Origin of the sequence: Maribellus sediminis, from assembly GCF_011799805.1 — a bacterium.
In the GTDB taxonomy this organism is placed as follows: Bacteria; Bacteroidota; Bacteroidia; order Bacteroidales; family Prolixibacteraceae; genus Draconibacterium; species Draconibacterium sediminis_A.
In genome coordinates, this window is record NZ_WXUB01000001.1 from 740,507 (window position 1) to 755,780 (window position 15,274).

At 44.0% G+C, this 15,274-nt stretch carries 12 protein-coding genes; 8 read left to right on the top strand and 4 right to left on the bottom strand.

The genetic code is table 11. The annotated features are described in order from the left end of the window. Positions 1–141 precede the first annotated feature (141 nt). Entirely contained in the window at positions 142–1,158 is a 1,017-nt protein-coding gene (locus HFD85_RS02835; RefSeq protein WP_167605090.1) for a pirin family protein, read from the bottom strand. A 238-nt stretch (positions 1,159–1,396) separates the two neighbouring features. Between HFD85_RS02835 and HFD85_RS02840 the strand changes: the two genes are divergently transcribed. The 3 genes from HFD85_RS02840 (at position 1,397) to HFD85_RS02850 (ending at position 6,311) form a co-directional block, all read left to right on the top strand. Beyond that, complete coding sequence (locus tag HFD85_RS02840; RefSeq protein ID WP_206081844.1) at positions 1,397–3,808, top strand: TonB-dependent receptor; 2,412 nt, start codon at positions 1,397–1,399, stop codon at positions 3,806–3,808. Positions 3,809–3,837: 29 nt separating this feature from the next. Continuing rightward, on the top strand, positions 3,838–5,067 hold the full coding sequence (locus tag HFD85_RS02845; RefSeq protein ID WP_167605091.1) for a DUF4374 domain-containing protein: 1,230 nt from the start codon (positions 3,838–3,840) through the stop codon (positions 5,065–5,067). An 80-nt stretch (positions 5,068–5,147) separates the two neighbouring features. Then, positions 5,148–6,311, top strand: coding sequence for a PepSY-associated TM helix domain-containing protein (locus HFD85_RS02850; RefSeq protein WP_167605092.1), 1,164 nt, complete (start codon positions 5,148–5,150; stop codon positions 6,309–6,311). A 71-nt stretch (positions 6,312–6,382) separates the two neighbouring features. Here the strand turns inward: HFD85_RS02850 and aspS are convergent, their stop codons facing one another. Continuing rightward, positions 6,383–8,140, bottom strand: a complete 1,758-nt coding sequence (gene aspS / locus HFD85_RS02855) for an aspartate--tRNA ligase (protein ID WP_167605093.1) — start codon at positions 8,138–8,140, stop codon at positions 6,383–6,385. 110 nt (positions 8,141–8,250) lie between these two features. Here aspS and HFD85_RS02860 point away from each other — a divergent pair, with 110 nt between their 5' ends. Both HFD85_RS02860 and HFD85_RS02865 read left to right on the top strand, forming a co-directional pair. After that, positions 8,251–8,694 (top strand): nucleoside deaminase, encoded by a 444-nt coding sequence (locus HFD85_RS02860; protein ID WP_167605094.1) that lies wholly within the window; start codon positions 8,251–8,253, stop codon positions 8,692–8,694. A gap of 39 nt (positions 8,695–8,733) precedes the next feature. Beyond that, a complete protein-coding gene (locus HFD85_RS02865) occupies positions 8,734–9,828 on the top strand; it encodes an acyltransferase family protein (protein ID WP_167605095.1) in 1,095 nt (364 codons plus the stop codon). Positions 9,829–9,862: 34 nt separating this feature from the next. Here HFD85_RS02865 and HFD85_RS02870 read toward each other — a convergent pair whose 3' ends face one another. Together HFD85_RS02870 and aroB are read right to left on the bottom strand one after the other, a co-directional pair. Further along, positions 9,863–11,095 (bottom strand): 3-phosphoshikimate 1-carboxyvinyltransferase, encoded by a 1,233-nt coding sequence (locus tag HFD85_RS02870; RefSeq protein ID WP_167605096.1) that lies wholly within the window; start codon positions 11,093–11,095, stop codon positions 9,863–9,865. Between the two features lie 42 nt (positions 11,096–11,137). Beyond that, a complete protein-coding gene (aroB, locus tag HFD85_RS02875) occupies positions 11,138–12,202 on the bottom strand; it encodes a 3-dehydroquinate synthase (RefSeq protein ID WP_167605097.1) in 1,065 nt (354 codons plus the stop codon). Positions 12,203–12,295: 93 nt separating this feature from the next. Here aroB and HFD85_RS02880 point away from each other — a divergent pair, with 93 nt between their 5' ends. The 3 genes from HFD85_RS02880 to HFD85_RS02890 are packed head-to-tail and all read left to right on the top strand — an operon-like array spanning position 12,296 to position 15,246. Next, positions 12,296–12,748, top strand: a complete 453-nt coding sequence (locus HFD85_RS02880; RefSeq protein ID WP_167605098.1) for a hypothetical protein — start codon at positions 12,296–12,298, stop codon at positions 12,746–12,748. Positions 12,749–12,771: 23 nt separating this feature from the next. Then, positions 12,772–13,875, top strand: coding sequence for a DNA-processing protein DprA (dprA, locus tag HFD85_RS02885; protein WP_167605099.1), 1,104 nt, complete (start codon positions 12,772–12,774; stop codon positions 13,873–13,875). 45 nt (positions 13,876–13,920) lie between these two features. Further along, positions 13,921–15,246 (top strand): DEAD/DEAH box helicase, encoded by a 1,326-nt coding sequence (locus HFD85_RS02890; protein ID WP_167605100.1) that lies wholly within the window; start codon positions 13,921–13,923, stop codon positions 15,244–15,246. Positions 15,247–15,274 lie beyond the last annotated feature (28 nt).

Genomic DNA, 15,274 nt, shown 5'->3' on the forward strand with positions numbered 1-15,274 from the left:
TGAAAACTGAACGGTACAAAGGTCAGCATTCTTTGCTGAACGCGAGATAAAATAAAGCAGTAAATTGAAAAATTTACTTTTTCTTCAGATGCGGAATTTATTGAGTTTTTCTTTTTTATCGCTTCAAGTGTTTGTAGAATCTTATTCTTTCACCACTTCGGTACCATCAGTAAATTGCGCAAAACGGCCTTTGTTTTTGTTAAAAACCTGGTCGTGTCTCGGCCAGGGCCATCCACCAAATTCAGTATCCCGGTAGTCTTGAAAAGCTGCTTGTATTTCAGCCTCGGAATTCATTACGAAAGGTCCGTATTGCACTACACGTTCCTGGATGGGTTTACCTTGAAGTAGTAAACAACGGCATTTTTTTGCTCCGTTTTTAATCTCCACGTTTTCTGATGCTTCAAGTTCCACGGCACTACCTGGATGAACAGATTCATCTTCTACCTGCAGGATATCGCCTTCAAAAAAATAGAGCATTCGGTTTACTCCTTTACCTGCGGCAGGAATTTGCCAGCTTGCAGAAGCATCCATGTGAATTTGCCAGATGGCCACTTCATGATCCGGTTCGGCGGCCCAAGAATCAGGCGTAGGATCGGGTGCTACGAATTCACCGATCGAACCGGCAACGATATCCACGGAAGTTCTTCTCCCGTTTTCATCCTCAAAAACCGCTTCCGGGATATTCTCGTTCCAAAGCATTTTATACGAAGGACTGGCCATCTTTTTTGCCTTAGGCAGATTCAGCCAAATCTGAAAAAGTTCGGTGGTGTTTGGGTTTTCATCATCCAGCAACGGAAACATTTCGGAATGCTGAAGTCCGCTTCCGGCCGTCATCCATTGCACATCGCGGTTGCCGTAACGTCCGTTTCCTCCGGCCGAATCGGCATGGTCAACCATTCCCTGTGTTACAAAAGTCACGGTTTCGAATCCACGGTGCGGATGAGCCGGGAACCCCGGTACTTTATCACCATGATACATCCGCCAGCCATCTTTTATCACAAAGTCGTTTCCAATATTCCGGCCTTGCAACGACGCATCGGGACCCATTTCCCCATTGCCTTTCGGGTAGAAATCGAGGTGATGCACACAAAACAAAAACGGATCGAGCGTGATCCAGGGAAAGCCTAACTTGTGTTGTTTGATAATCTTTTTCGACATGACTTCTTATTTTACGTTTCTCATTCAACCGTGCTATCCGGTGTTTTCCAAAACGTTTGATATAAAAGATTGTTCGTACGGTTTTAAAGATTACAATCATTTCCCGCTCCGAATAAATCCCAACATGTTGGGATTTATATCCTGATTACGCAACATAATTTTGCCCCCATTAAAATCATTCTTAATAATAACCATTAGCGGACGATCAGTTGTGAACACCGTTTTGAAAAACAATATTTTGAAAAAAACAAAACCAATCCATATTATTCAGGTTTTATTGCTGGTGCTTTGTATGCCTGCAACTGTTTGGGCGCAGCAGGCAACGGCTTCGCTAAATGGAGTTGTGATGGCACCGGATGGGGAAACCCTTCCGGGAGTGAACGTGGTGTTGAAAGAACTGAATAAAGGTACCACCACCAATATTGAAGGGGAATTTGAACTTTCAGCTGTTCCCGAAGGTTTGTATTCGCTGCTGATCAGCTGTATTGGTTTTAAGTCGCACGAACAAGCTGTGCAGCTAAAGGCAGGCCAGACTTTAAAGCTTTCGCTTTTGCTGAAAGAGGAATCGTACCTGATCAACGATGTGGTGGTAAGCGGTAAATCGGCAACCCGCCGGATTATTGAGCAAGCTTACCAGGTTGCATCGGTTTCTACCAAAGAACTTTTCAACAGCACTGCCGATGCAAAAGCTGTCATGAACCGGATTCCCGGTGTCCGCATTCAGGAAGAAGGTGGTCTGGGTTCTGATTTCAGTTTTACGTTGAACGGTTTTTCGGGCGACCAGGTAAAATTCTTTATGGACGGTATTCCGATGGACAATTTTGGGGCGATGAAGCTGGGAGATATGCCGGTGAACATGATTGAAAGAATCGATGTATACAAGGGAGTTGTTCCGGTGTGGCTGGGAACCGATGCACTTGGTGGCGCAGTAAATATTGTTACCAACCGAAAGGAAAAATACCTCGACGCGTCGTATTCCTTTCGCTCGTTTAACACGCACCGCGCATCGGTGAACGGAGCTTACACCAACAACAAAACAGGATTTACGGTTCGCGGGAATTTGTTTTACAACTATTCGGATAACAACTACAAAGTGTGGGCGCGTATTGTGGAGAATAATACTGTTGTTGACACCGCCTGGGTACGTCGCTTTCACGACCGGTACCGTTCTGCTTCTGTGAAACTTGAAAGCGGATACATTAACAAGCCTTTTGCAGATAACCTGCTTGTGGGTGTTATGCTCAGTACCAACGACAAACAGGTACAACACGGAGCAACCATGAATACGGTGTACGGAGGTATTATGCGTAACAGCAAATCGCTTGTTCCAACAATGAAATACAATAAAAAGAATTTGCTGACCGACGGATTGGATGTGAGCCTGTTCTCCGCTTTCAACCTGAGTGAATCGCAGGTAATTGATACTTTAAGTGGAGTTCGGTACAACTGGCTGGGCGAGAAAACGATATTAACAAGCGGTGACGGACAGCCATCGACCGACGGCGAGTTTTACCGTACATTTACAACACTCGACGAACAAGAACTGAGCTCACAGCTGAATTTGAGTTATGCCATCAGTACGAAGAGTTCGCTGGCGTTAAATTATGCTTTCAATCATTTCCACAGAAAGGCTTTCGATACGGAACATCCCGACGATGTAGACAACCGGTTTCCAAAATCGCTGCGAAAACAAGTGCTTGGCCTGGCCCTGAAATTCGATCCCGACAGGCGCTGGAGTACCACGGTTTTTGGAAAGATGTATCACATCAAGGCAAAAACCTCGAAAGAATTCGATTTTGCCCTGGAAACCCAACGCATTGAAGAGGTACTGAATACGCAGCTGAATTTTGGTTATGGCCTGGCTTCCACCTGGTTTGTTGTTCCTGAACTTCAGTTAAAACTTTCGTACGAGCATACTTCGCGCATGCCAACACCCGAAGAAATTTTTGGCGATGGTTTATTTGTAGGCGCCAATCCTGATCTGGGGCCCGAGCAAAGTCACAATTTCAACCTGGGAGCAGAATATCGTTTTAAACTGAACAACACGCATCAGTTTGCTTTGGGCGGCAGTTTTATTTACCGCGATGCAAAAGATTTGATATACACTGTGGTTACCGTTTCGAGCCCAAAAACCTATTACGACAACCTGAGCAAAACGCGGGTGATGGGTTTCGAGGGAAACTTCATTTACCGTTGGCACGAAATTGCCCATGTAGGTGCAAATGTTACCTTTCAGGATATTACCGACCGCGCCAAACTGGTGTATAACGAATCGTACACAGGAACCGGCTGGCAGCAAAACTTTCATTACGGTTTCCGCCTGCCCAACAAACCTTACCTTTTTGCCAATTTTAATGCGGGACTGAATTTTGCCGACATCACGTGTCCTGGTTCATCACTCAGCTTTAATTACTACCTGAATTTTGTAGAACAATACTTTTTAACCTGGGCCGAACTCGGATCGGGTAACAGCAAATATGTTATTCCACGTCAGGTTTCGCATGATGTTGAGCTCAGCTACAGCTGGAAAAAAGGTAAGTACAATATTTCCGGGGAGTGCAGTAATCTGTTCGACGCAAAGCTCTACGATAAATATTACCTCCAGAAACCCGGACGTGCATTCAGCATAAAACTTCGATATACAATTTAATATTCATAAAACAAGTAAACTACATTACAATGAAACAGTTATTTAAACTTCGATTTTTAATCCTTATTCTGCTTTTTGCAGGAATGAGCCAGGTAATTATTTCGTGCAGCGATGAGGAAACCGGCGAGGACGAATATGTTGGTGAAGATGCATTTGTGCTGTCGCTGGCCTACCAGGGAACCGACGGTAATTTTACGTATTATACGGTTCAGTTCGACGATGTGATGAATGGTAGTCTTTCCGCCATAGGAAAAGGGATCGATCATTTGGGATATTACACTTTTAACCAGGTTGACAATAAAATTTACGCTACCGGTGGCTTCGAGTTGACCGATATTATAGCGATGAAAAAGAATACGGCCGGGGAACTGGAAGAATCGGGTGGTGTTTCATCGTTCAGCAACAGCTTGAATGATGTGATAAAAGGCGAGGATGGAAGCCTTGTTGCAATTGAAATGTCGAATTCATCAGATGTGGTAAGTTTGCACCGCATTAATCCCGAAACCGTGAGTGTTCAGGATTCAAAAACCACCGCAGTTTCAAACCTGACTGATTTGACCGGACCTTCTTATTCGGGCATGGTTCAGGCCGGAAATTACCTTTTTGTTAGTTTTTACATCAGCGATCCAGCCACTTTCGCAACAGGATATACGGATAAGGCGCAGCTTGCAGTGTTTACTTACCCGGGGCTTGAATTTGTAAAAGTGATTGAAGACGACCGTACAGGGCCAATCGGTGGTTTCGGAACCAGTTCAGGTTTGATCAAAGACAACAGCGGAAACGTTTATGCGCTTTCGCATTCCAATCCGGCCAACGGTTACAGCCAGTTTACCAAAGAAGCTGCCATCCTGAAAATTAACAGTGGAGAAACTACATTCGATCAATCTTATCTTTTCGATTTTAATTCGGTAACCGGCGGAAAAACCACTGCTCACCTGGTTTATCTTGAAGGCAATAAGGTTTTTGCAGAAATAAATATGCAAGATCGCTCGGAGCAGGGGGCATGGTCGGATAGCCCGTTGAAACCTGCCATTCTCGATCTGCAGGCACAAACAGTGAAATACATCGATGATGTTCCTGAACACTCAGGTCTTGGACGTAAACTGGCGGCTACTTCTTTGTACGACAACGGTTATGTATACTTGGTAGTTCCAGAGGATATTAACTCATACGTTTATCGTATCAACACAAAAGATTATTCAGCAACAAAAGGAGCTGTGGTGGAAGCCAATTTTACAGCCGGATTCTTTAAACTCTAAAAAAATAGTTTTCATAACGTAACACAAATCCGGCTCGATCTGAATGACGAAAGAGTCGGTTTTTTCATCAAGAAAGCAGTATGAAAAAATGGAAAGCATTCAACAGGTGGCTTCATCTTTGGCTGGGACTGATTTCGGGGATCGTTGTTTTCATTGTTAGCATTACCGGGGCTATTTTCGTTTTCAATAAAGAAATTAGCGCAGCTCTGGAACCCTGGCGTTTTGTTGAGGTGCAGGATAATGCAGTTGTGCCTCCCAGTGTTTTACTCGACTCGGCAATGACTTATGTCCCTGGTGTTAAACCAACCGGCTTAACTTACGATGGAAAGGAAGAAGCTGCCGCGGTTGGTTTTTGGTCGGAAGTGGAGGGAAATCAGGTTTTTACAGCTGTATTCCTTAATCCCTATACCGGCGAGTTTATTCAAAAAAGGTCTCCCGTAGGGAACGAATTTAATTTTTTCCAGTTCATCAACAATGGTCACCGGACATTGTGGTTGCCACAGCATATCGGAACTCGCGTGGTGGGTATAGCCACACTTATTTTCTCTGTGCTGTTGATCAGTGGTTTGATAAACTGGTGGCCGCGAACCTTTAAAAATGGTTTTTGGAAAAATAGTTTCCGTATTGCCTGGCGGGCAACGTCGATGAGGATTTTCTACGACCTTCACAACGTATTGGGCTTTTATGTGCTAATATTTGCCTTTGCCATCGCAACCACTGGATTGGTATGGAGCTTCGACTGGTTCGGGAATGGACTTTATTACCTCACTTCGGGCGGTAAGCAAAAGCTTGAACACCATCATCCGCACTCCAATCCTGCTCATGGACCAATAGCCGACAACGACAGTATCCCAGCCATCGACCGTGCTTTTTACAAGGCACTTGCCGAAGAGCCTGATCCGCAGAGAATTTACATAACTCCTTACCCCGAGGATGAAGAGGATGCGATTGAAATTGTGTTCTACCGCGACAAGGGAAAATTCTACAGCCACAACGAATACTTTTTTGATCAGTACACGGTTGAATCACTGCGAATAGACGGTGATCGCTACGTCGACGCCGGATTTGGCGACAGACTCGAGATGATGAATTACGATATTCATACCGGTGCTGTTCTTGGTCTTCCCGGAAAAATTCTGGCTTTTTTTATTAGTTTGATTTGTGCCAGTTTGCCGATCACAGGTTTTGTGATGTGGCAAAAAAAGCGAAAGATCACAAAAATGCAACGCCGTTCCGTGCGATAAAAAAGGAATCGGCATAAAACAGAAAAGCACCACTAACTAGCGGCGCTTTTTTGTTTTTATAGAAATTGTAATTATTTCTTTTCTTTCAAATCCAGTTTCAGATTGAGTTCATCTAACTGAGCATTGGCAATCGGAGCTGGCGAGTCGATCATTACATCGCGGCCCGAATTGTTTTTCGGGAAAGCGATCACGTCGCGAATCGTGTCTTCGCCGGCAAACATCGAAACCAGGCGGTCGAAACCAAATGCAATTCCTGCATGTGGCGGTGCACCAAATTTAAAGGCATTCATCAGGAAGCCAAACTGAGCTTCGGCTTCTTCTGGTGTGAATCCCAGTTTATCGAACATTTTTGCCTGCAAATCGGCATTGAAAATTCGAACTGAACCTCCACCAATTTCAACCCCGTTAATAACAAGGTCGTAGGCATTGGCACGGACTTTTCCGGGATCGGTATCCAGCAACGAAATATCTTCGGGTTTTGGTGCCGTGAAAGGGTGGTGCATCGCATAAAAACGCTGCGAGTCTTCATCCCATTCCAACAGCGGGAAATCAACCACCCACAATGGTTTAAATACATTTTTATCGCGAAGACCAAGTTGATTGGCCATTTCCAAACGAAGCTCACCCAAGGCATCGAGCATGTGTTTTCTGTCGCCCGACATTACCAAAATCAGGTCGCCGGCTTCGGCACCTGTTTGTTCAGCCCAAAGTTTCAGATCTTCTTCCGAATAAAATTTATCAACAGATGATTTGAAAGTACCGTCGGCATTGCATTTTACATACACCAACCCTTTGGCACCAATTTGCGGACGTTTTACCCAGTTGGTCAGTGCATCGAGTTGTTTACGCGTATATTCGGCGCAGCCTTTTGCACAAATGGCACCAATGTATTCGGCCGAATCAAAAACTACAAAATCCTTACCTTTTACGGTTTCTGTAATGTCGCTGATCAGCATGTCGAAACGGGTATCGGGTTTGTCCGAACCGTATTTTTCCATGGCTTCGGAGTAAGGCATCCACGGGAATTCTGTCACCTCAACATCCAACACTTCCTTAAACATGTGGCGGGTTAGTCCTTCGAACATTTCGAGCACATCTTTCTGTTCAACAAACGACATTTCGCAGTCGATCTGTGTAAATTCCGGCTGACGGTCGGCACGCAGGTCCTCGTCGCGGAAACACTTTACAATCTGGTAGTAACGGTCGAAACCGGCCACCATCAGCAATTGCTTAAAGGTTTGCGGCGATTGCGGCAATGCATAAAACTCTCCAGGATTCATGCGCGAAGGCACCACGAAGTCGCGTGCTCCCTCAGGTGTTGATTTAATCAGCACCGGAGTTTCAGTTTCAATAAAATCTTTTGCATTGAGGTAACTGCGAACCGCATGCGCCATTTTTGCACGCAGTACCAGGTTTTCGCGAACCGGGTTACGGCGCAAATCGAGGTAGCGGTATTTCATTCGCAGATCGTCGCCACCATCGGTATCATCCTGGATGGTAAACGGAGGAAGTTCTGCTGCACTCAGTACTTTTATTTCATTCAGAGCGATTTCAATTTCACCTGTCGGAATATTCTTGTTTTTGCTCGAACGCTCGCGAACAAGACCTTTTACCTGCAACACAAACTCGCGTCCCAGTTCATCCAGTTGATCAGCGATTGCCTTATCTGTGTTTTCATCTACTACCAACTGAGTAATTCCGTAACGGTCGCGAAGATCGATGAACGACATGGCGCCCAGGTCGCGGATGCGTTGCACCCAGCCCGATAGTGTTACTTCAGTATTTACATGGTCGATTCGAAGCTCGCCGCAAGTATGAGTTCTGTACATAATCTGTTTCTTTGATTTCGGTTGCGAAAATAAGAAGATTTTAGCAATTTTAGCCGATACAATTCAAAGCATTTGGGCCTGATTCGGACTATAGATAAAAAGAGGCAATTATGATCGAACCGTTTAACGATGAATATTTTATGAAGAAAGCTTTTTCGGAAGCTTTGCAGGCTTTTGATGAAGGAGAAATCCCGGTTGGTGCAGTTGTGGTATCGGCAGGCAAAATCATTGCACGCGCACACAACCTCACCGAAACGTTGAACGATGTAACCGCCCACGCCGAAATGCAGGCCATTACTGCTGCTGCCAACCTGCTTGGAGGAAAATACCTGAACGACTGCACCTTGTATGTTACACTCGAACCCTGTGTGATGTGTGCCGGAGCATTGGGCTGGTCGCAAATCAGCAAAATTGTGTTTGGTGCTTATGACGAGAAGCGTGGGTACCACAAATTTGCGAATAAGGCTCTGCATCCGAAAACCGAAGTTGTAGGTGGAGTTCTCGAAACTGAGTGCCGCGAATTAATACAGGAGTTCTTCCGTCAGAAAAGATAATATTTACAGAATTTATTACATCAAACTAACTATATTAAAATGAGCGAATTTAAACGACTGATCTCTCTTGATGCTTTTAGGGGCTTTACGATTGCCGCAATGATTATGGTTAACAATCCTGCTACCTGGGGACACATTTATCCGCCATTGCGACATGCTGAGTGGAACGGACTTACGCCAACCGATCTGATTTTTCCGTTCTTTATTTTTATTGTTGGTGTTTCCATTACACTGGCTTATACCAAGCGTTTAAGTGCCGGAATTGAGAAAGGACCGATGTATCGCAAAATTATTATTCGCTCGTTAAAAATTTTTGCTGTTGGAATTTTATTGTGGTTGTTCCCGAAGTTCAATTTCGAAACGGTAAGAATTGCCGGTGTGTTGCAACGAATTGCCATAGTTTTTATGGTTAGTGCGCTCTTATTTTTAAATACGCGCTGGAAAACACAGGCCATTATTGCAGCGGTTTTACTGGTTGGATACTGGCTGGTAATGATGCTGATACCAACACCCGGTTATGGCAAAGTGATGCTGGAGCCCGGTGCAAATATTGCAGCCTGGATCGACAGTAAGTTTTTACCCGGTTACATGTGGCAGAAAACCTGGGACCCGGAAGGTTTATTAAGTACATTCCCAGCCATTGCAAGCGGTATAAGCGGAATGCTGGCCGGACATCTTATTCTGAGTAAAATCCCGCAGGACAGAAAAGTGATCTACCTGTTTACCTTATCATTTTTTGCTTTCGTGATCGGTTTCTTCTGGAGTTATATTTTTCCGTTGAATAAAAGCATCTGGACCAGTTCGTTTGTGATGGTCACCTCGGGATTAGCCGGAATGACACTGGCAGCCAGTATTTTTGTTGTTGATATTTTAGGAAGGACAAGATTTACAAAACCCGGAATAATTTTCGGTTCAAATGCCATCGCCGTTTATGTTTTGGCCGATCTGTGGCGTTTGCCGTTTTACACCTGGAAGTTTGGTGGTGCCAGCCTCAATGTTCACTGGATGCAGATGTTTGAGAACCTGGGTTGGAGCATGAATTTCGGAAGTTTTAGCTATGCCGCAATGTTTATTGCATTCAACTTTATACCGGCCTGGATACTTTATAAGAAGAAAATATTTATCAAATTGTAGGAACGTTATCCCGGTCTGGATCCGGGATCTTTCCCTATTTCTCAATCCTGAAACCGACTTTCTCCAGGTCTTCCCAGAAACCGGGATAGGATTTTGTAACTACCATCGGATCATCGATCTGCATGGGCAGCCCGGCCAGAGCCATTGGTGCAAACGCCAGTGCCATCCGATGGTCGTGGTAAGTCTTTATCAGAGGAAGATCTTCTTTCATTTCCATATCGAGTTTACCTTCCCACGCCAACTCGCCATCGGCCGGTTCAACAAGTTGAGCGCCAAATTTAGCCAGTTCGTTTTGTAAAGCTGCGATCCGGTCGGTTTCCTTTATTTTCAAGGTTTTCAAGCCGGAAAAATGAAACGGAATTTCCTTGGCTACACACAAGCAGGCCATGGTTTGAGCCACATCGGGATTTTCAATAAAGTCGAGGACCAGTTCCTGCGGATGATAATTCTTTGTCTTTTTTAGCAACACGCCATTCTCTTTTTGAATGGAACTAACTCCAAAGGGCACAAACCAGTCTGCAATATTGGCATCGCCTTGCAGACTATCCAGTTTAAGGTTTTCAAGCAAAATCTCGCCATCATCGGCCAGTGCCATAATTTGATACCAGTATGAAGCTCCCGACCAATCGGCTTCGCAGGTAAAATCCAACGGGAAATAATGTTGTTCGGGTACCACAATTTTATTGCCTTCCCACTGATACTGAATGCCAAATTTGGCCATCAATTCCAGCGTAAGTTTTATGTAAGATCGCGATGTAATGTCGCCTTTTAACTCCAGCGTCAGTCCATTTTCAATAGTTGGTGCGATTAATAGCAGTGCCGAAATATACTGGCTCGAAATACTTCCATCGAGTTCGAGTGTTTTTCCTTCAAGGTGTGAACCCAGAATCTTTAACGGAGGATAGCCTTCGTTATTGATGTATTCGATTTTTGCACCCAATTGAACGAGCGCATCAACCAAAATTTTGATGGGGCGTTGCTGCATACGTTCCGAGCCTGTGATTTCCCATTCGCCAACAATTTTGGCAAGAAATGCGGTCAGAAAACGCATGGCAGTTCCGGCATGACCGATATCGAATTTGCTGGTGTTCGAGAACAGTGCCGCCTCCAGAACTTTGGTGTCGTCGCTGTCGGAAAGATTACGAATAGGGTAGGGACTATACGATAGTGCATTAATAATCAATGCCCGGTTACTGATGCTTTTTGATGCAGGCAGATTTATGCTTCCCTGTATATTTTTGTTTTGTGTCAAAACTTTGTAGTTCATAGTTAACAAGATGAGAACATGAAACGTGAGTAACTAAATCGGCTAAAGATTTTTGTAGAAATTCAGGGCTTCGAGAATGAGTTCCTTACTGCAATTCTGATTGATCTCGATTTTGCCGACTGCAGGCAACAGCGTAAAATTGATCCGGCCTGAATCGTTTTTCTTATCGTGGGTCATCAGTTGATACAAGGCCTCAAAATCAGTTGCCTCAATTTCAAATTTACCGTAGATTTCAAGTAGCCATTTAATTAATTCTCCCAGCTCATCTTCAGAAAAATTACACATTTTAGCCGACAGGTACAACTCGGCAATCATTCCGTAAGCTACGGCGTAACCATGTAAAATGGGGCGTCCCTGTTTCATGGCCAGGCTTTCGAAGGCATGTCCAACCGTGTGACCGAAATTCAATGCTTTTCGAATGTTCTTTTCGGTAAGGTCGTTGGCTACAAAATGCGTTTTTACTTCCACCGAATGACGGATGACCTCCTGCAAAATGTCGTAGTCAATGTCGTCGAAATTGAAAGATTTGAGTTCTTCCAGGTGCTCGGCATTGTGAATGAGTCCGTGTTTGATCATTTCAGCAAAACCCGATACAAAGTTCGCTTTGTCGATGGTTTTCAGAAAATCGGTATTAATGACCACGGCAATAGGTTCTTTAAACGTACCCACTTCGTTTTTCAGTCCGCTGAAATTTATCCCGGTTTTACCGCCAACCGATGCATCAACCTGCGAAAGCAGGGTGGTAGGTACATTCAGAAAATCAATTCCGCGTTTAAACGTAGTAGCTGCAAAACCCGCGAGATCGGTAAGCATTCCACCGCCGATATTAATCAACAAAGATTTACGGTCGCCGCCATTATTCGACAGAAATTCCCAGATTTTTCCAACCGATTCAATTTTCTTGTTCTGCTCACCCGATGGTATCTGAACTTTTTTTACACTCAACTCACTAAAAAAATCGTCGAACTTCGATATCCATAATTTATCGACGGTATTTTCGGTAGCAAGAAACACTTTTCCTGCAGGGTATTGCTGAATGATCGGGCGGAGTGTTTTTTCCAGTTCCCGGGTATAAAATATTTTGGAATAAATCTTTGAATTTCCCATAAGTAGCTGCTAAATTGCGTAAAGTTACAATAAAAATGGTATTCGGATTTTTTTAACCGAATTTACCTTTCACAGTTTGAATTTTAATAACGCATGCGCATTTCAAATAAAAGCCGGGCGATCAGTTATAAACGCCTTTTCTTTTTGGTAAGTATTATTATCGCACTGGGTGCACTGGTGCTTTTTTTGCTCGATTTAACACTTTACGGCATTGCTGCTGTTGGTGTTTTCTCGTTGTGGTATTTGTATTTTCATGTTGCCGATTATCAGTTTATTGAATACAGTGATGAGGATGGGAAAATAACATTACGCTTTTTTAAGGCGGTGAGTTTTGGATCGAAATCGTACCATTCAATAGAATTTCCGCAAAACATCCTTCAAAACGCTCACTTCGAGAATTCGGTGTTTGGAAAGTTATCGGATATTACTTTTATCGTACGAACAAAACGCGGAATAGCCGAATATCCTTCTGTCAGTTTATCCGCTGTACCTTTTGATGAGCGTAAGAAAATGCAGGAGAGCTTGTTTAAGATTTTACACCGATAATTTCTCCCGGTTAACCCTACAAAATGAATGAACAACTAAAATATCAAATTGCCTTATCGATGTTGCCCGGAATTGGCGGAGTTCTCGCCCGAAACCTTGTGGCCTATGTTGGCAACGTTGAGGAGATTTTTAAAGCTTCCATTCAAACACTGCAGAAAATTCCCGGGATAGGGGAGTACAATGCCCGACGTATAAAAAATGCCGGCGTGCTGCAAAAGGCGGAACAGGAGATCGAGTTCATTCAGAAAAATAATATTAAAGCCAGTTTCTATACCGATCAGGATTTTCCGCGAAGATTAAAAGCATGTATCGATGCACCGGTTCTGATTTATACCAAAGGGAACGTGAAGCTCGACGAGCAGCGTGTAATCAGTATTGTTGGTACGCGAAATGCTACTGATTACGGAAAAGCTGTAGTTGATGAACTCTTAAAAGCGTTCGCAGAAAGAAACTATGAAATTCTTGTGGTAAGTGGTCTGGCATACGGAATTGATATCAGCGCGCACCGGAGTGCATTAAAATACAATATTCCCACGGTTGGTGTTGTGGCTCACGGTCTCGACAGGTTGTACCCGGCATTGCACAAAGAAACCGCAACGAAAATGATGAAACAGGGAGGAATGGTCAGTGATTTTCCGAGCGACACCAAAATCGATCCGCAGAACTTTGTAAAACGTAACCGTATTATCGCCGGACTTGCCGATGCTACTATTGTTGTTGAATCGGCTGAAAAAGGCGGAGCCCTGATTACTGCGGAAATTGCTTCATCATACAATCGCGATGTGTTTGCTTTCCCGGGCCGCGCAGGTGATTCTTACTCGAAAGGTTGTAATCAGCTGATTAAAAACAGCGGTGCCAGCCTGATTGAGGGAATCGACGATCTTGAGTTTTTTATGGGTTGGGAGAAAACGAAAATGCAGGAAGCTGTACAATCGAGTTTGTTTATAGAGCTAAAACCCGACGAACAAAAAATTGTGGATCTGCTGAAAAATAAGGGTGAATTGTTTATCGATCAGATTGCAGCGGAAGTGGAATTACCTGTAAGTAGGATCTCAACAATTATGATCAACCTGGAGTTCAAGAATGTGCTTACGGCATTACCCGGAAAAATGTATAAGCTTCGTTAACGCAGTAAATTGCTTCAAATCAGTTATCTTTTCTATTTTTGCAGCATGAAGAATACGTTTGAGGAACTTAAAATAGCGAAATCGATTTTGAAATCGCTTGATGATATAGGTTTTAAAGTACCTACGCCGATTCAGCAAAAGGCTATCCCTAAAATTAATTCGGGAGGAAATCTTGTTGGGATAGCCCAGACCGGTACTGGAAAAACCGCCGCTTATCTTTTGCCATTGTTAACACGGCTACAAAAACCGGAAGGCAACGACCCGCGGGTTGTGATACTTGTTCCAACCCGTGAACTGGCCATTCAGGTTGGTGAGGATATTGCCGAACTTACGACTTATTCCGAGCTACGCCATGCTGCTGTTTTTGGAGGTATTGGCTGGACGAAACATGCCGAACTGGTAGAACCGGGTATCGATATTATAGTGGCAACTCCCGGACGTTTATGGGACTTGTATCAGGAGGGTGTGTTACGTTTAAAGAAAGTGAAACACCTTGTTATCGACGAGGCAGACCGTATGCTTGATATGGGATTTATGCCGCAATTAAAGCAGTTGCAGGAGATTATTCCGGCTCGTCGCCAAAACCTGCTGTTCTCAGCAACCTTTTCTCCGGCCATTGAAAAACTGGCAGAAGAATTTCTCGATTTCTACGATAAGCTCGAGGTTGCACCTTCGGCAACAACTGTTAGCCAGGTAACTCAAACTGCATACAAAGTGCCCAATTATCGGACGAAACTCAACCTGATTAGGTACCTGCTGGAGGATGAAGAAAAATTTACCAGGGTTGTAATTTTTGTAAAGACAAAAGAACATGCGGAGGGAGTTTTCAAAGTCATTCAGCGAAAAGCGGAAGGAGAGAAGCGTATCCTGCATTCGAACAAGGCGCAGAATACGCGAATCAACGCCATCCAGGCATTTAAAAGTGGCGATGTACGTATCCTGATCACTACCGATGTTTCGGCTCGCGGGATGGATGTAAGCATGGTGAGCCACGTAATTAATTTCGATTTACCGCGCGATTACGATGATTATGTGCACCGTATTGGGCGTACTGCCCGTGCTGGGAACAAAGGCGATGCCATAACTTTAATCGATCCTGCTGACGAATGGCACTGGAAAAATATTCTGAAACTGATTCGAAAAGATATCGAACTGTTGCCTTTACCCGAAGAGGTTGAGGTACTGGAAACTGAGTTCGGGGAAAACCAGGACCAGTTGCGGGAGATCGACCGTCAACGGAAAATTGATGATCCTACTTTTCAGGGAGCATTTCATCAGAAAAAAAGAAAGGGCTCGAACAAACGTTCGTTTGACGATAAGTTTTCACGTTCGAAAGAAAGACAAAAACGTAAAAAGAGAAGAAAATTATAAAATTGAAGTCAACAAAAAAGGGAAGCAA

Excerpts from the sequence above, each read along its gene's own strand:
- HFD85_RS02835 (WP_167605090.1), bottom strand. The coding sequence starts at position 1,158 with ATGTCGAAAAAGATTATCAAACAACACAAGTTAGGCTTTCCCTGGATC.
- HFD85_RS02845 (WP_167605091.1), top strand. The coding sequence starts at position 3,838 with ATGAAACAGTTATTTAAACTTCGATTTTTAATCCTTATTCTGCTTTTT.
- HFD85_RS02850 (WP_167605092.1), top strand. The coding sequence starts at position 5,148 with ATGAAAAAATGGAAAGCATTCAACAGGTGGCTTCATCTTTGGCTGGGA.
- aspS (WP_167605093.1), bottom strand. The coding sequence starts at position 8,140 with ATGTACAGAACTCATACTTGCGGCGAGCTTCGAATCGACCATGTAAAT.
- HFD85_RS02860 (WP_167605094.1), top strand. The coding sequence starts at position 8,251 with ATGATCGAACCGTTTAACGATGAATATTTTATGAAGAAAGCTTTTTCG.
- HFD85_RS02865 (WP_167605095.1), top strand. The coding sequence starts at position 8,734 with ATGAGCGAATTTAAACGACTGATCTCTCTTGATGCTTTTAGGGGCTTT.
- HFD85_RS02870 (WP_167605096.1), bottom strand. The coding sequence starts at position 11,095 with ATGAACTACAAAGTTTTGACACAAAACAAAAATATACAGGGAAGCATA.
- aroB (WP_167605097.1), bottom strand. The coding sequence starts at position 12,202 with ATGGGAAATTCAAAGATTTATTCCAAAATATTTTATACCCGGGAACTG.
- HFD85_RS02880 (WP_167605098.1), top strand. The coding sequence starts at position 12,296 with ATGCGCATTTCAAATAAAAGCCGGGCGATCAGTTATAAACGCCTTTTC.
- dprA (WP_167605099.1), top strand. The coding sequence starts at position 12,772 with ATGAATGAACAACTAAAATATCAAATTGCCTTATCGATGTTGCCCGGA.
- HFD85_RS02890 (WP_167605100.1), top strand. The coding sequence starts at position 13,921 with ATGAAGAATACGTTTGAGGAACTTAAAATAGCGAAATCGATTTTGAAA.